The organism is Exiguobacterium sp. U13-1, assembly GCF_001750115.1.
GTDB classification, from domain to species: domain Bacteria; phylum Bacillota; class Bacilli; order Exiguobacteriales; family Exiguobacteriaceae; genus Exiguobacterium_A; species Exiguobacterium_A acetylicum.
In genome coordinates, this window is record NZ_CP015731.1 from 417,322 (window position 1) to 442,531 (window position 25,210).

Consider the following 25,210-nt stretch of genomic DNA (forward strand, 5'->3'; position numbering starts at 1 on the left):
TTTTAATCCCGCCTTAAACGAAAGCAACTGCCCTGTTTACAAAAGACAATCAAAAAGCGGTTCCGATCACGAGGATCAGATCCGCTTTTCATCACTCTGGTAAGACTTTTTTCAATCGTTTATCAAAATCACGACGTGGCATCAAGATGCTTGCCCCGCAACCTTGACATTTGATTCGGATATCCATGCCGACCCGAATGATCTGCCATCGGTTCGTTCCACATGGATGCTGCTTCTTCATCTCAACATAATCATGGAGTTGATACGTTTTTGGAATCATCCGTCTGTCCACCATTCTTTTGTTCTGGATTCATCATGACCATCCGTGGATACGGGATCTTGATGTTCTCTTCTTCTAATCCTTGCTTCAATTCCTTACGGATCAGACGACCAGCTTGGAAATGTTGCATCGGTGGTACTTCTGCCATCAAACGATAGACGACTTCAGAAGGACCAAGCGTCTGGACGCCGAGCATTTGAATCGGTTCGACGAACATATCGACATACTTCTTCGTCGTCCGGTCCGCAATTTCATGCAAGACTTGTTCGACGCGTTCGAGATCTTCGTCATAGGAGACTTGGACATCGACGAGTGCAAAGCTGTTGTCGACCGAATAGTTCGTCACTTGCAAAATCTGACCGTTCGGGATGATATGGATCTCCCCGTTAAGTCCTTTTAGTTTTGTCGTTCGGATACCGAGTTCCGTTACGACACCTTCGATCACACCGACGCGTACATAATCTCCGACTTTAAACTGGCGTTCGAAGATGATGAACGCTCCGGTAATGATATCTTGCACCAAGTTCTTCGCACCAAATGAAATCGCAAGACCAGCAATCCCGGCACTGGCAACAAGACCAGTGATGTTGATTCCGAACTGACTGAGTACCGTCAACAACATGACGATTCCAAGTACGTAGCGGATTGCATTTTGTAGCAACTTCAGCAGCGTCTCATTCTGACGTTGTGCCAAGTAATCCTGTTCATTGATTTTCCTGATCGTAAAGAGACGTGAGACTGCCCCAGTCAAAACGCGCGTTAACACATAGAACGCCGCGATAATGATGAGCGCAATCAGCAGTTTCATTCCAAAACGAATCCACATATCCGCATCCATTACTTGATTGATGAGTTTATCGACTTGGGCGACGGATTCTTGTACATCTTGATTGGTAGCCATTCTCTCCATCCTTTCTTGTTCTCTCTATTACGACAGTATACGTGATTTTAGTTGAGTTTCAACTAAAGAGCCGATTTTGACGTTAGATTTTCGGAAAAACCGGGAAAGGAAAATCATCTAAGAACCCTTCACTCTTGCCAACCCACCACGACACCGACACCAAGAGAAGAAAGGATGATTTCGATGAACTTCCGCTTTCATTCGCACGAGCCCAAGCCCTATTCTTTCTTTTTAGAATATACGGAACCGTTCGCGAAAGAACGCTTAGCCGAACAACTATTCGAACAAATCTCCGCTGTCCAAGAAAAACGTCCTATCGTACTCGTCTGCATCGGTTCTGATCGTTCGACGGGCGACTCACTCGGTCCACTTGTCGGAACATTCCTTGAAAAGCAAGCACCTGCTCATCTCCACGTCTACGGTACACTCGCGAAACCCGTCCATGCACTGAATCTCGCTGAAACGATTCACTCGATCCAAACAACCCATTACCGTCCACTTGTCATCGCAATCGATGCGTGTCTCGGTCGACTTTCAAGTGTTGGACATGTCTTCTTCTCAGAAGGTCCACTTGCGCCAGGAGCTGGAGTCCAAAAAGAATTACCTGCAGTCGGTGACTTCAACATCAAAGCTGTCGTCAACGTCAGTGGGTTCATGGAGATGATGATTCTCCAAAATACACGCTTACATCTGGTTTATGAGTTAGCCGAACTCGTCGCGAATAGCTTCCACATGCTCGATGCGAAACTGTCCGCTGAATCGACGCGGACGACGATTTCCTTCACCCCACGTTCGATGTAATCAAAAAGAAGCGAACCGTCACCGGAACGCTTCTTTTTATTGATCTGATTCAGGTAATAACAAGTCGAGCAACCGGTTAAGGTCGTCTTCGTCTGTAAAATCGATTTCGAGTTTTCCTGCTTGTTTGCCCTGTTTAATCCGAACCATCGCACCGTACTTTTCGCGAAGTGATTCTTCGACGAATTGCACAGCGGTCGCTTGTTGCGGACGGACGGATTCCTTCCGTTCCCGAAGTGCCTGTTCTAACCGACGAACATTCCAGTTCTCAGCCATGACACGTTCTGCCATCTGTTCAATCTTCTTTGGATGTTTCAGCGACAGGAGGGCGCGGGCGTGCCCCATCGATAACCGCTCATCCATGACGGCCTGTTGGACGAGCAGCGGTAACTGCAATAATCGAAGGCTGTTCGTGATATGCGAACGACTTTTGCCGACACGTTGCGCAAGCTCTGCTTGCGTGATGCCGAATTCCTCGATCATCTCCGCATACGCCATCGCTTCTTCAATCGCCGATAAATCCGCTCGCTGGATGTTTTCAATCAGTGCGAGTTCCATCACGCGTGTCTCGTCTGCTTCGATCACGAGGACCGGCACACGTTCAAATCCCGCGCGACTCGCCGCTTGATAGCGCCGTTCACCGGCGATGATCTCATAATAGCCATCTCGTGGTCGAACGACGATCGGTTGGATCATACCGTGACGAACGAGCGATTGGGCTAACTCTTCTAGTGCTTTTTCATTGAATCGTTTCCGAGGTTGAGTCGGATTCGGGCGAATCGCCCGAACAGGTAATTCGTTCACTTGCCTTCTCTCCTAAACGTAGCGGAAGGCACGACCGCTTATTCCGGACGTGCCTTCACGATGCGAATCCGCACCTCTACATATTCTTCACAATCGACTTCTTCTTTTTCGATCGTCAATCCAGTCTGCTCGATCATATCGACGGAATCACGAAGTGTATTCAACGCAATCCGTGTATCCCGAGCAAAACTCTTATGACGTTTTTTCTTCGGTGGCTGTGGTGTCATCAATCGTTCCACCCGGCGCTCCGTCTCTTTGACGTTCCATTCCCGTTCCAAAATTTCAGCGAGTACCGTTACTTGTAACGCTTCATCCTTGAGCGGTAATAACGCACGGGCATGACGTTCCGTGATGGTCCGTTGCTTTAATGCTTCTCGGACATCCATCGGCAATCGGAGCAAACGCAATTTGTTGGCAATCGTCGATTGACTACGTCCGAGCTTACGGGCTAACACTTCCTGCGTGATGTCTTGTAACGCAAGTAAGCGCTCATAAGCTTCTGCTTCTTCGATTGGCGTCAAATCTTCACGTTGCAGATTTTCAATCAATGCCAGTGAAGCAGTCGTCTCGTCCGTCATCTCTTTGACGATGGCAGGAATCGTTTCCCAGCCAAGCGAGCGCACTGCCCGGTACCGTCGTTCTCCGGCAATGATTTCGTATCCTGTTCCTTGTTTTCGAACGACGATCGGCTGGAGTAATCCATGCTCTTCGATCGTAGCGGCTAACTCTTCAATTCGGTCCCCATCAAACACAGTCCGTGGTTGGAACTGATTCGCGACAAGTTCTGTCAATGGTAATTCCTGAACCGTATCTTGTGGATCAAGCTCGATCGTAGCAGGTTGTCCTCCCTTACCGAGCAGCTTGGCAAATGCATTTCTCACGTTGGCGCACCTCACCTTTATCAGTCATCGTTTCACGTGAAACGGTGTTTAGCTTAATGGATCTTTCGCAGGCGTACCCGCTTTACGCGGATATTTCCCGGGTGTTGTTCGTTTTTTATCTACAATAACGATATTACGCTCACTTTCCTCGCCTGGCAATTGGAACTGGAAACTTTCCCGTAAATTCCCACCGAGTACTTTTAAGGCAATCGCACCATCCTCGAGCTCTTCACTGACTTTCGCTGCCTTCAAGGCAACGAATTGTCCCCCGACTTTCGCAAGCGGTAGGCAATATTCCGCGAGAACGGACATCCGAGCGACAGCGCGTGCTGTCACGACGTCAAATCGTTCGCGGAACTGTTTATTTTTACCGAACTCTTCGGCGCGTCCATGATGGAACGCGACACCTTCGAGTCCGAGTTCCGTCGCCAAATGATTCAAGAAGCCGATTCGTTTGTTGAGTGAATCGACGATCGTCACTTGGAGATGTGGGAACATGATCTTGATCGGCAGACTCGGGAAACCAGCGCCCGCTCCGACATCACAAACCGTCGTGACCGTCGTGAAATCGAAATAGAACGCTGCTGTGATTGAATCGTAGAAGTGCTTGAGATAAACATCTTCTTCATCCGTGATCGCCGTCAGGTTCATCTTTTCGTTCCACTCGACGAGCAGTTCATAATACCGTTTGAATTGATGCAACTGATGTTCTGAGACCTCAAGTCCCTGTGTTGCCAATGCTGTTACGAATTGCTGTTGGTTCATCTCGTTCACTCCGCAGTCAATGCGTATTGGCCTTGTTCGATATAGACAAGCAGAATCGAGATATCAGACGGGTTAACCCCTGAGATCCGGGATGCTTGTCCGATCGAGAGCGGACGCACTTGGTTTAGTTTTTGTTTCGCTTCAATCGCTAATCCACTGATCGCATCGTAATCGAGACGATCCGGAATCCGTTTTTGCTCCATCCGCATCATTTTTTCGACTTGATCGAGTTGTTTATCGATGTAGCCGGCATATTTGACTTGGATTTCGACTTGTTCTGCTGCTTCTGCAGACAATGGTGTTTCTGGTGGTGTCATTTGCGCGATCATCGCATACGTGATTTCTGGACGTTTCAGCAACGTGATCGCATGCAGGGCTTCCTTGAGTGGTGACGCACCGATTGCTTCAAGCTGTGCATTTACGTCTGGTGTCGCTTTGATGACGACCTTCTCAAGACGTTTCATCTCAAGACGGATTTGCTCTTGCTTATCGAGTAACTTCGCTTGGCGCTCTTCCGAGATCAACCCGAGTTCATGTCCGATTTCCGACAGACGGAGATCCGCATTATCATGACGGAGCAACAACCGGTACTCGGCGCGTGACGTCAAGAGACGGTATGGTTCGTTCGTACCTTTCGTGACGAGATCATCGATCATGACACCGATATAGCCTTGTGAACGTGACAAGATAAGTGGTTCTTTGCCTTGGACTTGTAGGCCGGCATTGATCCCTGCCATGATCCCTTGTCCTGCTGCTTCCTCATAACCACTTGTTCCGTTGATTTGACCCGCTGTGAACAAACCAGGAACACGTTTTGTCTCGAGCGTTGGCCAAAGTTGTGTCGGAACAACGGCATCGTACTCAATCGCATAACCAGGACGCATCATTTCAGAATTCTCAAGCCCTGGAATCGAGCGGAGAATATCGTGTTGGACGTCTTCCGGCAAGCTTGTTGATAACCCTTGGACGTAGACTTCTTCCGTATCGCGACCTTCTGGCTCAAGGAAGATTTGGTGACGCGGTTTATCGTTGAACCGGACGACCTTATCTTCGATCGATGGGCAATAACGTGGACCTGTTCCTTTGATCATCCCAGAGAACATCGGGGAGCGGTGTAAGTTCGCATCAATCAACTGATGCGTATACTCCGTCGTATACGTCAACCAGCACGGAATTTGTTCCGTGATCATCTGAGTCGTTTCATGACTAAATGGAAGTGCCACTTCGTCACCTGGTTGAATCTCGGTCTTCGAATAATCGATCGTTTTCCCGTCGATTCGTGGTGGTGTCCCTGTTTTGAAGCGTGCGAGCTCGAATCCGAGTTCTTCAAGATGTTTCGATAGATTGATCGACGGCATCTGATTGTTCGGACCACTCTCGTAAGACAATTCACCGATGATGATTTTTCCGCGCATGAACGTTCCGGTCGTGATGATGACCGCTTTTGCCCGATACTCTGCCCCTGTATTCGTGACGACACCGACGCAGCGTCCTTCGTCGTCAATTAACAACCGTTCAACGAGCGCTTGACGTAAAAGCAAATTCGGCTCATCCTCGAGCGCTTTTTTCATCCGGTTTTGATATTCGAATTTATCTGCCTGTGCCCGTAATGCACGCACGGCAGGACCTTTTGACGTGTTTAACATTTTCATTTGAATATACGTTGCATCGATCGCGCGTGCCATTTCACCACCGAGCGCATCGATTTCCCGAACGACGATCCCTTTTGCTGGACCACCGATCGACGGGTTGCAATACATGAATCCAACCATATCGGGATTCATTGTCAACATGACCGTTTTCGAGCCCATTCGTGCCGCAGCAAGAGAGGCTTCGATGCCGGCATGTCCGGCTCCGACGACGATGACGTCGAATTCACCTGCTTGATAAGCCATAGTACTGGTTCCTCCTTCTTATTCCACACGCAGTCGTCTCGAATTATTTCCCGAGACAGAACTGCGAAAACAACTGATCCAATAAACTATCCTGTGCTGTATCACCATTGATTTCGCCGAGCGTGTCCCATGCCCGTCGTAAATCGATCTGTACCATGTCGATCGGCATCGCTGCTTCTGCTGCACCGAGGGCATCTTCAATCATTTGACTCGCTCGTTTGATCAGTTGGATGTGACGCGCATTTGAGACGTACGTCATATCCTGACTCTCGACACCCTGTTCAAAGAACAGACTCGCAATCGCTGCTTCGAGATCGTTGACGCCTGCTTCTTCGAGCAAGGATGTCGTGACGATTGGTCGACCATCCGCAAGCTCCGTGACACGTGCTAAGTCAATCTGTTGCGCCAAGTCACTCTTGTTGACGATGATGATCGCGTTCATCCCTTTGATTGCTTCAAACAGCAAGACGTCCTCATCCGTCAGAATATCATTCCCGTTGAGGACGAGTAAGATTAAATCGGCCGTCTTCAAAGCCTGACGCGACTTTTCAACACCCATCCGTTCGACGATATCTTCCGTCTCGCGAATCCCTGCCGTATCAATCAACTTCAACGGTACACCGCGAACATTGACGTACTCCTCGATCGTATCGCGCGTCGTTCCCGCGATATCCGTGACGATGGCCTTTGCTTCTTGCACCAATGTGTTGAGCAAAGACGACTTTCCGACGTTCGGACGACCGATGATCGCTGTGGATAACCCTTCGCGCAAGATTTTTCCTTGGCGTGCCGTTGTTAATAACTCTGCCAAAATCGCGCGGACAGCACCAGCATCACGTTCGACGATCTGTTGTGTCATCTCTTCTGCATCGTATTCCGGGTAATCGATGTTGACTTCAATCGCAGCAATCGTCTGTAACAATTGTTGACGTAAGTCTTGGACGAGTTTTGAGAGACGTCCTTCAATCTGACTGACGGCGACATGCATCGCTCGGTCCGTCTTCGCCCGGATCAGATCCATGACGGCTTCCGCTTGTGATAAATCGATTCGTCCGTTCAAGAACGCACGTTTCGTAAATTCACCAGGTTCCGCCAGCCGGACTTCCGGTTGGGCGAGGATGAGTTCGAGGACACGATTGACCGCGACGACTCCTCCATGACAATTCAATTCGATGACATCTTCACGTGTAAACGTCTTTGGTGCGCGCATGACACTCACCATTACTTCATCGACGACACGGTCCGCCTCATGGTCGACCAATTTCCCGTAATGAATCGTATGGGTTGGTACTTCCGTCAAGCGGTTGCTCCCTTTGTAAACACGGTCGGCTACAGCGACTGCATCAGGACCTGATAAGCGCACGATCGCAATCGCCCCTTCTCCCATCGGCGTCGAAATCGCGGCAATCGTATCAAATTCCATCATCCGTTCTTCCACCTCGTTTTTCTTCTGTCTTTTTATGAGTATTTAATCCTTAATCGTTGCAATGGGTATAACGAAACAACTATACACGAAATGACGCAAAAGAAAAAGAGCGACACTCTGTCAAAACAAAGCGTCGCTCTTCACGTATTAGCGTTTCTTTTTCGATTTTTTAGGAGCCGGAGCTGCTTGTGCCGCTTCTTTTTCACGTTTAGCAGCCATTGTCGCTTCCGTCTGCAACTTAATCTTTTCACGCATTGGCTTCATGATGACGATCGTGACGATGATCGAGAAGATGTAACCGACAACCCAGTAAAGCGAAAGGGCAGATGGGAGTGTAACACCCATGATGAAGATCATGATCGGGAAGACATAGAGCATGATTTTCATTTGTGGATTGTCTTCTTGACCTGCCATCGAGATCTTTTGTTGCAGATACGTCAGTACCGCAGACATGATCGGCAAGATGAAGAATGGATCTGGTTTCCCAAGGTCGAACCAGAGGAATGTGTGTTGGAAAATAGCCGGTGTGTAGATGATCGCGTTGTAGAACGCAATCAAGATCGGCATTTGGATCAAGATCGGTAAACAGCCTGCAAGCGGGTTGACGTTATGCTCTTGGTAGAGCTTCATCATTTCCTGTTGCAACTTCTGTTGTGTCTCTTGGTCTTTTGAGCTGTATTTCTCACGAAGCTTCATCATTTCCGGTTGAATGACTTGCATTCCACCCATACTCTTCGTTTGTTTAATCATCAATGGAAGGATGACAAGACGAACGAGAAGTGTCGTAATGATGATTCCAATACCGTAATCACCGCTAAAGAACTGTGAAATCTCACGAATCAACCACGCCATCGGCCAAACGAAGTAATGTTTCCAAAAACCTTCTGTGTCTGCTGTGATCGGTTCACCAGTACCATACGAACTAGGTGTACAGCCGGATAATACGATCGCGAGCACGGACATGAGTCCGAGAGTTAACCAAATCTTAGTTCTCTTGTTCATAATTCCTCCTAGAAATTGTTTACGCTTTGTCGAACGCCATCTTCTTCTATAGTAAGGCAAGGAAAGGGAGCGCCGTACAAATCAACAGGATGCATTGCTACGATTCATTTTTTTGATCGCATCCAGACACCGGAACGTTTAAGCACGTGACGGAGACTGTCAGCCACTTCTTGCGCGGTCATCTTCGCGGCCGGATTGCGCGCGATGATCACCAAATCATAATTCGGGGCAATCGAGGCTTCATGCTGCTGGCATGCTTCCCGAAGATACCGTTTCACCTGATTCCGGACGACGGCATTCCCGATTTTCTTACTGACGGATAAACCAACCCGAAAGTGAGTCTGTTGCTCCTTTTTCAAGGCATACACGACAAATTGCCGATTTGCGACAGAGGCTCCTTTAGTAAACACCGCTTGGAACTCCTTGTCTTTCTTGACGCGGTATTCCTTCTTCACCTTATTCACACTCCATCCTGACACTACGAAAATTCGTCGTCTCTCATCATATCATAGAATAAACATGCGACGCGATAGGGCGCATGTGACAAAAGCACGAACACACGAAAAAACATAAAAAAAAATCACCTCGGATCATGCCCGAAGTGATGGATGCATCAATGCATTAGACAGTCAAGGCTTTGCGGCCCTTAAGACGGCGAGCAGCCAAGATACGGCGGCCACTCTTCGTAGCCATACGCGCACGGAATCCGTGAACTTTTTTACGCTTACGGTTGTTTGGGTTGAAAGTTGGTTTCATTCGTCTGCACCTCCTTTAAAAGATCTTTATAACCAATTGTTATTTTCTACTTTAAGGCAGTCTTGTACATTATATAAACTGATTGTGGCATTGTCAATGAAAGTTCAGAAGATTTCTTGTCCTGCTTAAGGGATTTTTGGTTTGAAAACAGGCAATAGGATTCGACTGCGCAAACTCTATTACGCGATAGAATGCATATGGATCATGGAGGGGATGTTTGTAGACTTATCCACCTATCCACAGACTTATCCACATTATCCACACTTTCCGTGGATAACTCTTCACTTTGTCTACAATAGTATTTTTTAAAATCGACGTCAATCCTCGATTTTCGATTCCTTTTTTCGTCCTCTTTTGTATTTTGTGAATAACTCTTTTTCAACGCTTCCTCTTTCGAAAAGTTATCCACCTCTTATCCACAATTTATCCACACTATCCACAGCTTGTGGGTAACTACCTGTGGACGGTTTAATTTACTTGTGGATAAATCATTCCAACCATTGCCAGAGCTCATTTCTTTTGATACACTAATTGTGCATAACATGATCCTGATCGTTCAGGACAAAACAAGTTATACACACCCTGTGGATAACGTTATACACAGATTCAACCGCCTGTGGATAACGTTATCCACAGTTTTTACGTTATGGGGATAAGTCGAGTTTCTTCATTAACTTTGTCTGTGTATAAGCCTGTGTACAAAAATTTTCTATCTTGATAAAAAAAGGGGGGTATTTATGAAAAACGCTGCCGAACTTTGGCATAATGTCTTATCTGTGATCGAGGAAGAGGAACGAACACCGAAAGCTAGTTATGATATGTGGTTGAAATCCACAGAAGGCGTCACGCTAAATGGAACGACACTACTCGTTTCAGCACCAGCTGCATTTACGGTGACATGGCTCGAGCGCCAGTACTTATCTTTACTCGAAGACACAGTTGAGGAAGTAACAGGAAGCCGACTCGATATTCAGTTCATTGAAGAGGGACAAGCGAAGAAAATGCTCGATCGACAAGAAGAGGAACGTGTTGAGGCAACACCGACTCCGAAATCGCGTCCATCGAACATGCGGAGACCAACAGAGGAATTGACGATGAGTGAACTCGGACAATTAAATGAGAAGTATACGTTCGATACATTCGTCATCGGATCGGGGAACCGTTTTGCGCATGCCGCTTCACTTGCTGTTGCGGAAGCGCCTGCTAAAGCATACAATCCGCTTTTTATCTATGGTGGCGTTGGTCTTGGCAAAACCCATCTGATGCATGCCATCGGACAGTACGTTCAAGATCAAAATCTCGGGACACGGATTGCCTATGTCTCTTCTGAACGCTTTACGAATGACTTCATTAACTCCATCCGTGATAATAAAACGGTTGAGTTTCGAAATAAATACCGTAATATCGATGTTCTCTTAATTGATGACATCCAGTTCCTTGCGGGCAAAGAACAGACACAAGAAGAGTTTTTCCATACTTTTAATGCGCTGCATAACGACCAAAAACAAATCATCATCTCAAGTGACCGACCGCCAAAAGAGATTCCAACGCTTGAAGATCGACTTCGTTCCCGTTTTGAATGGGGACTGATCACCGATATCACGCCACCGGATCTCGAGACACGGATTGCGATCTTACGGAAAAAAGCGAATGCGGAGCAGCTTGATGTCTCAAACGAAGTCATGCTCTACATCGCAAGTCAAATTGATACAAACATTCGTGAGCTCGAAGGGGCGTTAACCCGCGTCATCGCTTATGCGAATCTCGTCGGGCGACCAATCGATCCAAATGTTGCTGCAGAAGCCTTGCATAACATCATGCCAGTCGCTGAACCGCGTAAAGTCACGATTCGTGACATCCAGGAGTCGGTTAGTAAGCACTTCAATTTACCGTTTGATGATCTTAAGGCGAAGAAACGGACGAAATCGATTGCCTTCCCACGTCAAATCGCGATGTATCTTTCGCGTGAGATGACAGAGAGCTCATTACCGAAGATTGGGGAGGAATTCGGGGGACGTGACCATACGACCGTCATCCATGCCCATGAAAAGATCAGTATGTTGATCAAATCGGACGGGGAAACCGGAAAAGTCATTGAACAAATCAAGCATGAGTTGAAGCATTCATAAAACTGTGGATAAACATGTGGATAAAGTAGGGTAGTTATCCACAACTTATCCACACCGTTTTTGGCTTTATATCAAGTTATCCACCGACTTATCCACACTATCCACAGCCCCTAAGACTATTATTAAAAAAATATATTATTATGTTATGATGGGCGCATGCCCATTATTTTCGAGAGGAGTCTAACGACGATATGCATATCACCATTCAACGCGAAGCTTTAATCCAAGCAGTACAAGATGTAGCCAAAGCGGTCTCATCCCGCACGACGATTCCGATTCTGACAGGGATCAAACTCGAAGCTCATGGAGATGGCATGACGCTGACAGGAAGCGATACAGAAATCTCGATTGAACGGACGATCTATGCAGAGGAGAATGGAACATCTTATGTCACGGTTCACCGTGCTGGTAGTGTCGTCTTGAATGCCCGCTTCTTCGGTGATATCGTCAAAAAGATGCCAAAAGACGAAGTCACACTCGAAGTCTCACCGAACTTCATGACACGGATTCAGTCAGGAACAGCGGAATTCCATTTGAACGGTCTTGATCCAGATGAATTCCCACGCCTTCCACAAGTCGATGGCGGACAACGTTTCCGTTTACCGGCTGATCTCTTACGTTCGATGATTCGCCAAACAAGCTTTGCTGTCGCTGTTCAAGAAACACGTCCTGTTCTGACAGGTGTGAACTTCTCAGCTGATAAAGGCATCTTGACGTGTGTCTCAACAGATAGTCACCGTTTAGCCCTTCGTCGTGCACAGTTCGAGACAGATACGGACATCTCGTTCCAGAACGTCATCGTTCCAGGGAAGAGCTTAAATGAATTATCGAAGTTGCTTGGGGATGGTCATGTGGATATCACGATCACGAACCAACAAATCTTATTCAAGATGAAGCACGTCCTCTTCTTCTCGCGTCTACTCGACGGAAACTATCCGGATACATCACGTTTGATTCCAGAAGAATACCGGACAGCCGTCCGCATGAACGCGAAAGAATTGCTTCAAGCGATCGATCGCGCGTCACTGCTCGCACGTGAGGACCGTAACAACGTCATCAAGTTCGCAGCTGAAGGCACGACGGCGGTTGAGATCTCTTCACATTCGCCAGAAGTCGGAAAAGTTTCGGAGCAAGTTAGTATCCTTTCGCTTGAAGGAGAAGAGCTGAAAATCTCGTTCAACTCGAAGTACATGATGGATGCCTTGAAGGCGCTTGACGCAACAGATATCGAAATCCAGTTCACGGGTTCGATTCGTCCATTCATCTTGCACCCAGTCGATCAAGATAACGTTCTGCAACTGATTCTTCCAGTCCGGACAGCGTAAGCATCCATATAAAACACGCGACAAGACGGGTTCGATTGTTTCGACATCGGACCCGTCTTTTTCGTATACCGTATATACGTTCGGGAATTTTGCTAAATCGCCCAATGTTTAGTACAATAAAGAGTACGTCATTTATAATATGTAGGTAGGAGGAGTCAATCCATGCAAGAAATCAGAATTACAACGGAATATGTCACGTTAGGGCAGTTCTTAAAGCTATCGGATATCATCTCAAGCGGAGGACAAGCCAAACCGTTTTTAGCAGAGGTACCGATTCTAGTCAACGGCGAAGTCGATCAGCGACGTGGTCGTAAATTACGGGATGGAGACATCATTGATGTAGAAGACTACGGTCAGTTCATCATCAAGAACGAGGGCAACTAACGTGCGGCTGGATTCAGTCCGACTCAGTCATTATCGCAACTATGACGCACTCGAACTGTCATTCTCCGAAAAAACGAATGTCCTGATTGGTGAAAATGCACAAGGGAAGACGAACTTATTGGAAGCGATCTATGTTCTTGCTCTTGCGAAGTCGCACCGGACGACGCATGACAAGGAACTGATCGGGTGGGATCAGGAGACGGCGCGCGTCGAAGGACGTGTCGTCAAACGAACAGGTTCTCATGTCCAAGAGATCGTCATCTCGGGTCGCGGGAAAAAAGCAAAACTGAATCATCTAGAGCAACGACGCTTAAGTGATTATGTCGGGGCACTGAACATTGTTTTATTCGCCCCGGAAGATTTGCATATCGTCAAAGGCAGTCCACAAGTCCGCCGACGATTTCTCGATATGGAGATCGGTCAAGTCAGCCCGGTCTATCTGCATGAATTGAGTCAGTATCTGAAAGTGTTGAAGCAACGGAATGCACTGCTGAAACAACTGTCCATGAAGGGAGGAGACGAGACCTTCCTTGATATCTTGACGGAGCAGATGATTACGCTAGCCGTTAAAATCGTTCAGCGCCGCCATCATTTCATGGCCCAGCTCGAAAAGTGGGCACGACCGATTCATGATGGAATCAGTCGTGGACAGGAAGAACTCGCGCTCATCTATCGTTCGGACACATTCGGCGACGAATTACTCGATGTCGAAGGAATGACTGCGTCCTACACGCGGAAGTTTGGTAAAATAAAAGAAAATGAAATCCGAAGAGGAGTTACGTTGTTTGGACCACATCGGGATGACTTCGAGATGGAAGTCAATGGACGAAACGTTCAAACGTATGGTTCACAAGGACAACAACGAACTGCAGCTCTCTCGTTAAAACTTGCGGAGATCGAATTGATCCACGAGGAAGTAGGGGAATATCCGCTTCTTCTACTCGACGATGTCTTATCCGAGCTTGATGATCATCGTCAAACACATTTGCTCGATACGATGCAACAAAAGGTCCAGACGATCCTGACGACGACAAGCGTCGACGGGATTGCGCATGAAACGATCAACCAAGCGAAGTTGTTCCACGTGAAACAAGGAACGGTCGATTTGGAAGAGACATCATATAAAGAAACAGTAGGTGAGAAAACCGATGAGTAATCATGAAGATATGGAATTGGAACAAGGGTACGGTGCCGATCAGATTCAAGTACTTGAAGGATTAGAAGCAGTACGTAAACGTCCAGGGATGTATATCGGCTCGACGGCATCAAAGGGTCTCCATCACCTCGTATGGGAGATCGTCGATAACTCGATCGATGAGGCGCTCGCAGGGTACTGTGACACGATCAAGGTCACGATCGAACCAGGGAACTCGATCTTAGTCGAGGATAACGGACGTGGTATTCCAGTCGACATTCAAGAGAAGATGGGTCGTCCTGCCGTTGAGGTCATCCTAACAGTCCTCCACGCCGGTGGTAAGTTCGGCGGCGGCGGATATAAAGTATCGGGTGGACTACACGGTGTTGGGGCTTCGGTCGTTAACGCTCTGTCGACGAAACTTGAAGTATTCGTCAAACGGAACGAGAAGCTGTATTACCAAGCGTATCATCGCGGTGTACCAGCGCAAGATCTCGAAGTAATCGGAACATCAGAAGAGACAGGAACGACGATTCGTTTCTTCCCAGACGGTGAGATTTTCCAAGAGACGCTCGAGTATGACTATGATTTGCTAGCGACACGCCTGCGGGAACTTGCTTTCTTAAACAAAGGCTTGAAGATCATCATCACGGACGATCGTGCGGATGAGCCGATGACGCGTAGCTTCCACTACGAAGGTGGGATCAAGTCTTACGTCGAACACTTGAACCGTTCAAAAGAAGTCGTTCATGCGGAACCCGTCTATGTACACGGAACAAAAGACGGCATTGAAGTTGAAGTCGCACTTCAATACAACGATGGATTTGCTTCAAACATCTACTCGTTCACGAACAACATTCCGACACATGAAGGTGGTACGCACGAGACCGGCTTCAAGACGGCTTTGACACGGGTCATCAATGACTACGCGAAGAAGTTCGGTTTGATGAAGGATGCAGACGGTACGTTATCCGGTGAGGACGTGCGTGAAGGAATGACAGCGATCGTTTCTGTCAAACACCCGAACCCGCAGTTTGAAGGACAGACGAAGACGAAACTTGGTAACTCCGACGCACGTACGGTCACGGATTCACTCTTCTCTGGTGCGTTTGAGCAGTTCATGCTTGAAAACCCGACGAACGCACGCGCAATCGTCGAAAAAGGGATGATGGCGTCGCGCGCCCGTATGGCAGCGAAACGAGCACGTGAACTGACACGCCGTAAAGGTGTTCTCGAAGTCAGCTCGCTTCCAGGTAAACTGGCTGACTGTTCATCACGCGATGCGTCGATTTCTGAATTGTACATCGTTGAGGGTGACTCAGCGGGTGGTTCTGCGAAATCCGGACGCGATCGTCATTTCCAAGCGATCTTACCGATTCGCGGTAAAATCTTGAACGTTGAGAAAGCACGTCTCGATAAGATTCTTGGTAGCAATGAGATCCGAACGATCATCACGGCACTCGGAACAAGTATCGGTTCTGAGTTCAATATCGAAAAAGCACGCTATCACAAAGTCATCATCATGACCGATGCTGATGTCGATGGTGCCCACATCCGGACACTCTTGTTGACGTTCTTCTACCGTTACATGCGTCCGCTTGTCGAGCATGGGTATGTCTATATCGCTCAGCCACCGCTATACGGTATCAAGCAAGGGAAGAACATCACGTACGTGCATAACGAACGTGAATTGACAGAGGCGCTCGCAGCGCTTCCTGAAAACGCACGGTACGACATTCAGCGTTACAAAGGTCTTGGGGAGATGGATCCAGAGCAGCTTTGGGAAACAACGATGGATCCAAGTGGTCGTCAAATGTTACGTGTCGAGCTTCAAGATGCGATCGAAGCGGATGAAGTCTTCGATATCTTGATGGGAGATCAAGTCGAACCACGACGCGACTTCATTCAATCACACGCGCATTACGTCAAGAACCTGGATATTTAACGCTGAACAGAGAGGGTGGCCAGAAGCATGTCCGAACAAAATCACGGAATCATCAAGGATATTAATATCAGTCAAGAGATGCGTACGTCCTTCATGGACTACGCGATGAGCGTCATCGTCGCACGTGCTCTTCCGGACGTACGGGACGGCTTAAAACCCGGACACCGCCGGATTCTCTATGCGATGAACGACCTCGGTATTCGTGCCGATAAACCACATAAAAAGTCTGCCCGTATCGTCGGGGAAGTCATCGGTAAGTATCACCCGCACGGGGATTCTGCTGTCTATGACACGATGGTCCGCATGGCGCAAGACTTCAGCTACCGTTACGAACTCGTCGATGGACACGGAAACTTCGGTTCTGTCGATGGTGACTCGGCGGCAGCGATGCGATATACGGAAGCCCGTATGTCAAAAATCGCGATGGAGATCGTTCGCGATATCAACAAAAACACAGTTGATTTCAAAGATAACTACGATGGTTCGGAACGCGAACCGGAAGTTTTACCGTCACGCTTCCCGAACTTGCTCGTCAACGGGTCGAGCGGGATTGCGGTCGGGATGGCAACAAACATTCCACCGCATCAGTTAGGTGAGGTCATCGATGGTGTCTTGGCACTGTCTCACGATCCCGAAATCACGATCCAAGAACTGATGCAGCACATTCCGGGACCTGATTTCCCGACAGCTGGTGAAATTCTCGGACGGAGTGGGATTCGTCGTGCTTATGAAACAGGACGTGGCTCGATCATCGTCCGTGCGAAAGCTGAAATCGAACAGACGAAAAAAGACCGGGAACGGATCATCGTGACGGAGTTGCCTTATCAGGTCAACAAAGCCCGCCTCGTTGAAAAGATTGCCGATCTCGTCCGCGAGAAAAAGATCGAAGGCATCACCGATTTACGGGATGAGTCAGATCGTCGCGGTATGCGCATCGTCATGGAAGTCCGTCGTGACGCCAATGCGAGCGTCATCTTAAATAACTTGTATAAACAGACGTCGATGCAAACGACGTTCGGTGTCAACATGCTTGCGATCGTCGGCGGACGTCCGAAAACATTGACGCTCAAGGAAATGCTTTATCATTACCTCGAGCATCAAAAAGAAATCGTGCGTCGTCGCACACAGTTTGATCTCGAAAAAGCAGAAGCACGTGAACATTTGCTCGCTGGTTTACGGATTGCACTCGATCATTTGGATGAAGTCATTCAAATCATTCGCGGGAACCGGACAGCAGACGCAGCACGTGAACAATTGATGGAGCGTTTTGCATTATCTGAGAAACAATCACAAGCGATTCTCGATATGCGTCTGCAACGCCTGACAGGTCTTGAACGGGAGAAAATCGAAGCAGAATATGACGAAATCATGCAATTGATCGCGGAATTGAACCGCATCCTTGCGAGTGAAGAAGTCTTGCTTGATTTGATCCGGACAGAACTCGAGGAGTTGAAAGAACGTTTCAACGACGAACGTCGGACGGAAATCCGCATGGACCACATCGAATTCGAAGACGAAGATTTGATTCCGGAACAGGATATCATCATCACGTTGACAAGCAGTGGCTACATCAAACGGATGACGACGGATTCGTACCGGACACAACGCCGCGGCGGACGTGGGGTTCAGGGAATCGGAACGAACGACGAGGATTACGTCACGCGTCTCTTGTCTTGTTCGACGCACGATACGATCCTATTCTTTACGAACCGCGGAAAAGTCTACCGGATTCGTGGATATGAAGTACCGGAGATGAGTCGGACATCCAAAGGTGTACCGATCATCAACCTCATCCAAATCGAACGCGACGAAAAGGTCGAGACGATGATTCCAGTCAACTTCAAACGTTATCTCGAGGAGCAACAAGCAACTGAAGCACCTGTCGAGGTGATTGAGGGAGAGATTGAAGAGACGGAAGAAACGCTCGAAACAGAAGAAGTCGTTCAAGATGAGCAAAAATCACTAATCTTCATGACACGTAAAGGACGCGTCAAACGTTCACCGTTGTCTGCATATGCGCGAATCAACAAAAACGGTTTGATCGCGATTCGATTGTTTGAAGACGATGAGTTGACATCGGTTCGTCTCGCATCGACGGACGATGAAGTCTTTGCTGTTTCGACAAGCGGGAAAGCGATTCGTTTCCCAATCACGAATGTCCGCTCGATGGGACGTGGCGCTCGTGGGGTTAAAGCGATGACATTACGCCCAGACGATTTTGTCGTCGGGATGGAACTTGCACGTGATGCACAAGATGTTCTTGTCATTACGGAAAAAGGATTCGGTAAACGAACACCGATGACCGAGTTCCGTAGTCAGTCTCGTGGTGGTAAAGGATTGATCGCGAGTAAGGTGACGGATCGCGTCGGTCAAATCGTTGCCATGCGAATCGTTGATGTCGATGATGACATCATGATCATGACAGAGAGTGGTATCGTCATTCGGACAGACTCGCAATACATTTCACGTGTCGGTCGCAATACCCAAGGGGTGAAGGTCATTCGAATTGAAGAAGGTGACCGTGTTGCAACGGTTGCGAAACTGAAACGCGAAGAGACTGATGAAACGGAAGAAGACACGGATCTTGTAGTAGAAGAGAATGTAGTCGAATCGGATGCTTCAGAAGAAGCGGAAGAGTAAGCAAGACGTCAGCAAGGAAGCAGCAGAGTGATACTACTCTGCTGCTTTTATCTACATATATAGAAAGAAGAGAAAGGAACGAAGCGATATGCGAGTGGCAAGTGACCAATTACGCATCGGGGATCGTTTGACTGAATCCATCTACTTACATACGGATCATCCGATCGTAGAAGCAGGGAAAAAAATAGGAACCGATGAGTTACGACGAATCCAACGATTCTTAATCAAGGAAGTCGTCATTGAGAATCGACCTGATTTCGGTGCAGATGAAGAAGTACAGATTGAAACGGTTGAAGCCCATGTGGAACATCCCTTTGAAGAATTCATTCGCTTTTACAATAAAGTCTTCATGTCATGGGAACAAGGAATGAAGCCGAATGTATACGAAGCATTGAGCTGGGTCAAACAGTCCGTTCCAGAACGAATTACGAGACAAGATGTCTTACCATTCTTCCTAGAGCGGGGAACGGAAGCTTATACCGTTCGACATGCCATCTATCGAGGGACAGTCGCCCAAATGCTGGCGGAAGCAGTCGGGAAAGAACGAAAAATGATTCATGAGCTGTGGACGGCATCCTATTTTGCAGATTACGGATTAGCGCGGATCATGGAATGGCGTCACACGAAACGATATGAAGCGATGCAACAAGAAATTTTTCAACGTCACCCGGCAATGGCATATCAAGCATTGCAAAAGGAGACGATTATCTCGGATACTGTGAATCGTTTAATTGTTCAACATCATGAACGTTTAGATGGAACGGGTTACCCTTTAAAGGTAAAAGGAGATAAGATTGCAGATCATGCACGATTATTCATCGTCGCAGACGTCTTTGCTGCAATGACGAGTTGGCGTCCGTACCGGGAAGCTTATACGCCGTTTGATGCCTATCGTCATTTAAAAGCAAGACCGATGCAATATTGTTCAAAGTATGTACTATTGCTCGGACAATTACTTCTACCAATAGAAGTCGGTGATCGCGTGCTGATGAGTAACGGAAAGATTGCAACCATCACGCGAAAGAATCCAGTCTTTGATCGACCTGTCATTTCTTACGAAGAACAGGGACGGATGACGATTATTGATTTAATGGAAGAACGACAACATAGTATTATTCAGTTGATGGATTAATAGGGAAAATACAGCCTCTTGAGCCGAAATCATAAGGTTCAAGAGGCTTGTTCATGATTTTAAAAACAATTCTAAAATAAGTGTTGCACAATAATAAAACGCATGATATATTATTACATGTCCTTAACAACGACAAGCGCTTGAAACAAACGAGAAAAACAATTTCAAAAAAGTTGTTGACTTCTTGTTTCAAACTTGGTATTCTAATTGAGTCGCCAAAACAGGCGCGGACGAACTTTGAAAACTGAACGATGAGGCAAAAATCGTATTCTACGGAATACAAACATGAATGAAGCGCAAGCTTCGTCAATCGTGACTTCGGTCACAAAAACGAGCAAGTCAAACACTTCATGGAGAGTTTGATCCTGGCTCAGGACGAACGCTGGCGGCGTGCCTAATACATGCAAGTCGAGCGCAGGAAACTGACGGAACTCTTCGGAGGGAAGGCAGCGGAATGAGCGGCGGACGGGTGAGTAACACGTAAGGAACCTGCCTCAAGGATTGGGATAACTCCGAGAAATCGGAGCTAATACCGGATAGTTCAACGGACCGCATGGTCCGCTGATGAAAGGCGCTTCGGCGTCACCTTGAGATGGCCTTGCGGTGCATTAGCTAGTTGGTGGGGTAACGGCTCACCAAGGCGACGATGCATAGCCGACCTGAGAGGGTGATCGGCCACACTGGGACTGAGACACGGCCCAGACTCCTACGGGAGGCAGCAGTAGGGAATCTTCCACAATGGACGAAAGTCTGATGGAGCAACGCCGCGTGAGTGATGAAGGTTTTCGGATCGTAAAACTCTGTTGTAAGGGAAGAACACGTACGAGAGGTAATGCTCGTACCTTGACGGTACCTTACGAGAAAGCCACGGCTAACTACGTGCCAGCAGCCGCGGTAATACGTAGGTGGCAAGCGTTGTCCGGAATTATTGGGCGTAAAGCGCGCGCAGGCGGCCTTTTAAGTCTGATGTGAAAGCCCCCGGCTCAACCGGGGAGGGCCATTGGAAACTGGAAGGCTTGAGTACAGAAGAGAAGAGTGGAATTCCACGTGTAGCGGTGAAATGCGTAGAGATGTGGAGGAACACCAGTGGCGAAGGCGACTCTTTGGTCTGTAACTGACGCTGAGGCGCGAAAGCGTGGGGAGCAAACAGGATTAGATACCCTGGTAGTCCACGCCGTAAACGATGAGTGCTAGGTGTTGGGGGGTTTCCGCCCCTCAGTGCTGAAGCTAACGCATTAAGCACTCCGCCTGGGGAGTACGGCCGCAAGGCTGAAACTCAAAGGAATTGACGGGGACCCGCACAAGCGGTGGAGCATGTGGTTTAATTCGAAGCAACGCGAAGAACCTTACCAACTCTTGACATCCCATTGACCGCTTGAGAGATCAAGTTTTCCCTTCGGGGACAATGGTGACAGGTGGTGCATGGTTGTCGTCAGCTCGTGTCGTGAGATGTTGGGTTAAGTCCCGCAACGAGCGCAACCCCTATCCTTAGTTGCCAGCATTCAGTTGGGCACTCTAGGGAGACTGCCGGTGACAAACCGGAGGAAGGTGGGGATGACGTCAAATCATCATGCCCCTTATGAGTTGGGCTACACACGTGCTACAATGGACGGTACAAAGGGCAGCGAGACCGCGAGGTGGAGCCAATCCCATAAAGCCGTTCCCAGTTCGGATTGCAGGCTGCAACTCGCCTGCATGAAGTCGGAATCGCTAGTAATCGCAGGTCAGCATACTGCGGTGAATACGTTCCCGGGTCTTGTACACACCGCCCGTCACACCACGAGAGTTTGCAACACCCGAAGCCGGTGAGGTAACCGCAAGGAGCCAGCCGTCGAAGGTGGGGTAGATGATTGGGGTGAAGTCGTAACAAGGTAGCCGTATCGGAAGGTGCGGCTGGATCACCTCCTTTCTAAGGAAAACGTCCCTTACGGGACATGCCCATCGTTCAGTTTTGAGAGCTCGTCTCTCACGTCTCGCAAGAGACACTCGCACCTTGAAAACTGAAGACATCAACAAGACATCAAACTTTTTATAACCATGTCATTAGACGTGTGTTCTTAGAATACCAACGCTAGATCAAGGTATGAAGGGCGTACGGTGGATGCCTTGGCACTAGGAGCCGATGAAGGACGCGACGAACAGCGATATGCTTCGGGGAGCAGTAAGTATGCTTTGATCCGAAGATTTCCGAATGGGGGAACCCACCATCTGTAATGGGATGGGACATGTTACGTGAATACATAGCGTAGCGTGAGGCAGACCCGGGGAACTGAAACATCTAAGTACCCGGAGGAAGAGAAAGCAAATGCGATTCCCTGAGTAGCGGCGAGCGAAACGGGAACAGCCCAAACCGAAGAGCATGCTCTTCGGGGTTGTAGGACACTCTATACGGAGTCAAAAAGGAAGACAGTAGGTGAAGGACCTGGAAAGGTCGGCCGAAGAAGGTGACAGCCCTGTAGCTGAAACTGTTTTCCCTCCAGAGTGGATCCTGAGTACGGCGGGACACGTGAAACCCCGTCGGAATCCGGGAGGACCATCTCCCAAGGCTAAATACTCCCTAGTGACCGATAGTGAACCAGTACCGTGAGGGAAAGGTGAAAAGCACCCCGGAAGGGGAGTGAAATAGATCCTGAAACCGTATGCCTACAAGTAGTCAGAGCCCGTTAACGGGTGATGGCGTGCCTTTTGTAGAATGAACCGGCGAGTTACGATAACGCGCGAGGTTAAGCCGATGAGGCGGAGCCGTAGCGAAAGCGAGTCTGAACAGGGCGTTCAGTGCGTTGTCGTAGACCCGAAACCAGGTGATCTACCCATGTCCAGGATGAAGGTCAGGTAACACTGACTGGAGGTCCGAACCCACGCACGTTGAAAAGTGCGGGGATGAGGTGTGGGTAGCGGTGAAATGCCAATCGAACCTGGAGATAGCTGGTTCTCCCCGAAATAGCTTTAGGGCTAGCCTCGAGGTTGAGAGTTCTGGAGGTAGAGCACTGATTGGACTAGGGGCCCCCACAGGGTTACCGAATTCAGTTAAACTCCGAATGCCAGCAACTTATACTCGGGAGTCAGACTGCGAGTGATAAGATCCGTAGTCAAGAGGGAAACAGCCCAGACCGCCAGCTAAGGTCCCAAAGTGTATGTTAAGTGGAAAAGGATGTGGCGCTGCCTAGACAGCTAGGATGTTGGCTTAGAAGCAGCCACCATTCAAAGAGTGCGTAATAGCTCACTAGTCGAGTGGCGCCGCGCCGAAAATGTAACGGGGCTAAACATACCACCGAAGCTGCGGATTCCGTAAGGAATGGTAGGGGAGCGTTCCAAACCGCTGCGAAGCTGTACCGGAAGGAGCAGTGGAGCGTTTGGAAGTGAGAATGCCGGTGTGAGTAGCGAAAAGAGGGGTGAGAATCCCCTCCGTCGAAAGCCCAAGGTTTCCTGAGGAAGGCTCGTCCGCTCAGGGTTAGTCTGGACCTAAGCCGAGGCCGAAAGGCGTAGGCGATGGATAACAGGTTGATATTCCTGTACCGCCGATCCACCGTTTGAACAATGGGGGGACGCAGGAGGATAGTGACGCATGCGGATGGAAGTGCATGTGCAAGTTTCAAGACCGTCTGATTGGCAAATCCGTCAGGCATCAAAGTCAAGGAACGATGCGGAGTCCCGTAGGGACGTAGGTCACGATTTCACACTGCCAAGAAAAGCCTCTAGTGAGGGGGAAGGCGCCAGTACCGTAAACCGACACAGGTAGGCGAGATGAGAATTCTAAGACGCGCGGGATAACTCTCGTTAAGGAACTCGGCAAAATGGTCCCGTAACTTCGGGAGAAGGGACGCTCTACATGAGTAGAGCCGCAGTGAATAGGCCCAAACGACTGTTTAGCAAAAACACAGGTCTCTGCTAAATCGCAAGATGACGTATAGGGGCTGACGCCTGCCCGGTGCTGGAAGGTTAAGGGGATGGGTTAGCGCAAGCGAAGCTTTGAACCGAAGCCCCAGTAAACGGCGGCCGTAACTATAACGGTCCTAAGGTAGCGAAATTCCTTGTCGGGTAAGTTCCGACCCGCACGAAAGGCGTAACGATTTGGGCACTGTCTCAACGAGAGACCCGGTGAAATCATAGTACCTGTGAAGATGCAGGTTACCCGCGACAGGACGGAAAGACCCCATGGAGCTTTACTACAGCCTGATATTGAGGCTTTGTGCATGATGTACAGGATAGGCGGGAGACGTCGAGCCCGGAGCGCCAGCTTCGGAGGAGTCACCCTTGGGATACCGCCCTTCATGCATAGAGTCTCTAACTCGCAGCCGTAATCCGGCTGGAGGACCGTGTCAGGCGGGTAGTTTGACTGGGGCGGTCGCCTCCTAAACAGTAACGGAGGCGCCCAAAGGTTCCCTCAGAATGGTTGGAAATCATTCGTAGAGCGCAAAGGCAGAAGGGAGCTTGACTGCGAGACCTACAAGTCGAGCAGGGACGAAAGTCGGGCTTAGTGATCCGGTGGTTCCGCATGGAAGGGCCATCGCTCAACGGATAAAAGCTACCCTGGGGATAACAGGCTGATCTCCCCCAAGAGTCCACATCGACGGGGAGGTTTGGCACCTCGATGTCGGCTCATCGCATCCTGGGGCTGGAGTAGGTCCCAAGGGTTGGGCTGTTCGCCCATTAAAGCGGTACGCGAGCTGGGTTCAGAACGTCGTGAGACAGTTCGGTCCCTATCCGTCGTGGGCGCAGGAAATTTGAGGAGAGCTGTCCTTAGTACGAGAGGACCGGGATGGACGCACCGCTGGTGTACCAGTTGTTCCGCCAGGAGCATCGCTGGGTAGCTACGTGCGGACGGGATAAATGCTGAAAGCATCTAAGCATGAAGCCCCCTCCAAGATGAGATTTCCCTTTGAGTAATCAAGAAAGACCCCTCAGAGACGATGAGGTAGATAGGTCACGGGTGGAAGCATGGCGACATGTGGAGCTGAGTGATACTAATCGGTCGAGGCCTTGTTCTAGCAGATGCTTGTTGATGACTTCAG

The 25,210-nt window shown here is 48.8% G+C and carries 18 protein-coding genes and 2 rRNA genes; 10 read left to right on the forward strand and 10 right to left on the reverse strand.

The window, feature by feature from the left end; all coding sequences use genetic code 11:
- Positions 1-91: 91 nt before the first annotated feature.
- Positions 92-280, reverse strand: a complete 189-nt coding sequence (locus tag ESP131_RS02145) for a DUF951 domain-containing protein (protein WP_023469853.1) — start codon at positions 278-280, stop codon at positions 92-94.
- Positions 252-1,181, reverse strand: coding sequence for a mechanosensitive ion channel family protein (locus ESP131_RS02150; RefSeq protein WP_023469854.1), 930 nt, complete (start codon positions 1,179-1,181; stop codon positions 252-254). Before ESP131_RS02150 ends, ESP131_RS02145 begins: the two co-directional genes overlap by 29 nt.
- A 183-nt stretch (positions 1,182-1,364) precedes the next feature.
- On the opposite strand from ESP131_RS02150, the gene yyaC reads away from it, so the two are divergent.
- Positions 1,365-1,982, forward strand: a complete 618-nt coding sequence (gene yyaC / locus ESP131_RS02155) for a spore protease YyaC (protein ID WP_034786343.1) — start codon at positions 1,365-1,367, stop codon at positions 1,980-1,982.
- 36 nt (positions 1,983-2,018) lie between these two features.
- On the opposite strand, the gene ESP131_RS02160 is transcribed toward yyaC, so the two are convergent.
- From ESP131_RS02160 to rpmH, 8 genes are all read right to left on the reverse strand, one after another.
- A complete protein-coding gene (locus tag ESP131_RS02160) occupies positions 2,019-2,783 on the reverse strand; it encodes a ParB/RepB/Spo0J family partition protein (protein ID WP_029343024.1) in 765 nt (254 codons plus the stop codon).
- A gap of 38 nt (positions 2,784-2,821) precedes the next feature.
- A complete protein-coding gene (gene noc, locus ESP131_RS02165) occupies positions 2,822-3,664 on the reverse strand; it encodes a nucleoid occlusion protein (protein WP_069940127.1) in 843 nt (280 codons plus the stop codon).
- A 48-nt stretch (positions 3,665-3,712) separates the two neighbouring features.
- On the reverse strand, positions 3,713-4,429 hold the full coding sequence (rsmG, locus tag ESP131_RS02170; RefSeq protein ID WP_069940128.1) for a 16S rRNA (guanine(527)-N(7))-methyltransferase RsmG: 717 nt from the start codon (positions 4,427-4,429) through the stop codon (positions 3,713-3,715).
- A 5-nt stretch (positions 4,430-4,434) separates the two neighbouring features.
- On the reverse strand, positions 4,435-6,324 hold the full coding sequence (gene mnmG, locus ESP131_RS02175; protein ID WP_069940129.1) for a tRNA uridine-5-carboxymethylaminomethyl(34) synthesis enzyme MnmG: 1,890 nt from the start codon (positions 6,322-6,324) through the stop codon (positions 4,435-4,437).
- A gap of 43 nt (positions 6,325-6,367) precedes the next feature.
- Complete coding sequence (gene mnmE / locus ESP131_RS02180; protein WP_069940130.1) at positions 6,368-7,750, reverse strand: tRNA uridine-5-carboxymethylaminomethyl(34) synthesis GTPase MnmE; 1,383 nt, start codon at positions 7,748-7,750, stop codon at positions 6,368-6,370.
- A 147-nt stretch (positions 7,751-7,897) separates the two neighbouring features.
- Positions 7,898-8,752, reverse strand: a complete 855-nt coding sequence (yidC, locus tag ESP131_RS02185) for a membrane protein insertase YidC (RefSeq protein WP_023469861.1) — start codon at positions 8,750-8,752, stop codon at positions 7,898-7,900.
- A 104-nt stretch (positions 8,753-8,856) separates the two neighbouring features.
- Positions 8,857-9,207, reverse strand: coding sequence for a ribonuclease P protein component (gene rnpA / locus ESP131_RS02190; protein WP_023469862.1), 351 nt, complete (start codon positions 9,205-9,207; stop codon positions 8,857-8,859).
- Positions 9,208-9,373: 166 nt separating this feature from the next.
- Positions 9,374-9,508, reverse strand: a complete 135-nt coding sequence (rpmH, locus tag ESP131_RS02195; protein WP_012371910.1) for a 50S ribosomal protein L34 — start codon at positions 9,506-9,508, stop codon at positions 9,374-9,376.
- Positions 9,509-10,245: 737 nt separating this feature from the next.
- Between rpmH and dnaA the strand changes: the two genes are divergently transcribed.
- From dnaA to ESP131_RS02240, 9 genes are all read left to right on the forward strand, one after another.
- Positions 10,246-11,637, forward strand: coding sequence for a chromosomal replication initiator protein DnaA (gene dnaA / locus ESP131_RS02200; RefSeq protein WP_023469863.1), 1,392 nt, complete (start codon positions 10,246-10,248; stop codon positions 11,635-11,637).
- 191 nt (positions 11,638-11,828) lie between these two features.
- Positions 11,829-12,962 carry a DNA polymerase III subunit beta gene (gene dnaN / locus ESP131_RS02205; RefSeq protein WP_023469864.1) on the forward strand — a complete coding sequence of 378 codons (1,134 nt, stop codon included), beginning with the start codon at positions 11,829-11,831 and terminating at the stop codon, positions 12,960-12,962.
- 162 nt (positions 12,963-13,124) lie between these two features.
- Positions 13,125-13,346: a S4 domain-containing protein YaaA gene (gene yaaA / locus ESP131_RS02210; RefSeq protein WP_023469865.1), complete on the forward strand. Its 222-nt coding sequence runs from the start codon at positions 13,125-13,127 to the stop codon at positions 13,344-13,346.
- 1 nt (position 13,347) lies between these two features.
- Complete coding sequence (gene recF, locus ESP131_RS02215; protein WP_023469866.1) at positions 13,348-14,502, forward strand: DNA replication/repair protein RecF; 1,155 nt, start codon at positions 13,348-13,350, stop codon at positions 14,500-14,502.
- A 10-nt stretch (positions 14,503-14,512) separates the two neighbouring features.
- On the forward strand, positions 14,513-16,426 hold the full coding sequence (gene gyrB, locus ESP131_RS02220) for a DNA topoisomerase (ATP-hydrolyzing) subunit B (RefSeq protein ID WP_200864062.1): 1,914 nt from the start codon (positions 14,513-14,515) through the stop codon (positions 16,424-16,426).
- Between the two features lie 27 nt (positions 16,427-16,453).
- Entirely contained in the window at positions 16,454-19,066 is a 2,613-nt protein-coding gene (gene gyrA / locus ESP131_RS02225; protein ID WP_029343028.1) for a DNA gyrase subunit A, read from the forward strand.
- Positions 19,067-19,154: 88 nt separating this feature from the next.
- Positions 19,155-20,198: an HD-GYP domain-containing protein gene (locus ESP131_RS02230; RefSeq protein WP_069940131.1), complete on the forward strand. Its 1,044-nt coding sequence runs from the start codon at positions 19,155-19,157 to the stop codon at positions 20,196-20,198.
- Positions 20,199-20,545: 347 nt separating this feature from the next.
- A 16S ribosomal RNA gene (locus ESP131_RS02235) occupies positions 20,546-22,107 on the forward strand.
- Between the two features lie 165 nt (positions 22,108-22,272).
- Positions 22,273-25,186 (forward strand): 23S ribosomal RNA (locus ESP131_RS02240).
- The 16S and 23S rRNA genes sit together here, the layout of an rRNA operon.
- Positions 25,187-25,210: the final 24 nt, after the last annotated feature.

Bases quoted from the DNA above. Each gene is read 5' to 3' on its own strand.
- gyrA (WP_029343028.1), top strand. From the start codon at position 16,454: ATGTCCGAACAAAATCACGGAATCATCAAGGATATTAATATCAGTCAA.
- yaaA (WP_023469865.1), top strand. From the start codon at position 13,125: ATGCAAGAAATCAGAATTACAACGGAATATGTCACGTTAGGGCAGTTC.
- dnaA (WP_023469863.1), top strand. From the start codon at position 10,246: ATGAAAAACGCTGCCGAACTTTGGCATAATGTCTTATCTGTGATCGAG.
- mnmE (WP_069940130.1), bottom strand. From the start codon at position 7,750: ATGATGGAATTTGATACGATTGCCGCGATTTCGACGCCGATGGGAGAA.
- rsmG (WP_069940128.1), bottom strand. From the start codon at position 4,429: ATGAACCAACAGCAATTCGTAACAGCATTGGCAACACAGGGACTTGAG.
- ESP131_RS02230 (WP_069940131.1), top strand. From the start codon at position 19,155: ATGCGAGTGGCAAGTGACCAATTACGCATCGGGGATCGTTTGACTGAA.
- dnaN (WP_023469864.1), top strand. From the start codon at position 11,829: ATGCATATCACCATTCAACGCGAAGCTTTAATCCAAGCAGTACAAGAT.
- mnmG (WP_069940129.1), bottom strand. From the start codon at position 6,324: ATGGCTTATCAAGCAGGTGAATTCGACGTCATCGTCGTCGGAGCCGGA.
- gyrB (WP_200864062.1), top strand. From the start codon at position 14,513: ATGGAATTGGAACAAGGGTACGGTGCCGATCAGATTCAAGTACTTGAA.
- yyaC (WP_034786343.1), top strand. From the start codon at position 1,365: ATGAACTTCCGCTTTCATTCGCACGAGCCCAAGCCCTATTCTTTCTTT.
- ESP131_RS02150 (WP_023469854.1), bottom strand. From the start codon at position 1,181: ATGGCTACCAATCAAGATGTACAAGAATCCGTCGCCCAAGTCGATAAA.
- ESP131_RS02145 (WP_023469853.1), bottom strand. From the start codon at position 280: ATGATTCCAAAAACGTATCAACTCCATGATTATGTTGAGATGAAGAAG.
- yidC (WP_023469861.1), bottom strand. From the start codon at position 8,752: ATGAACAAGAGAACTAAGATTTGGTTAACTCTCGGACTCATGTCCGTG.
- rpmH (WP_012371910.1), bottom strand. From the start codon at position 9,508: ATGAAACCAACTTTCAACCCAAACAACCGTAAGCGTAAAAAAGTTCAC.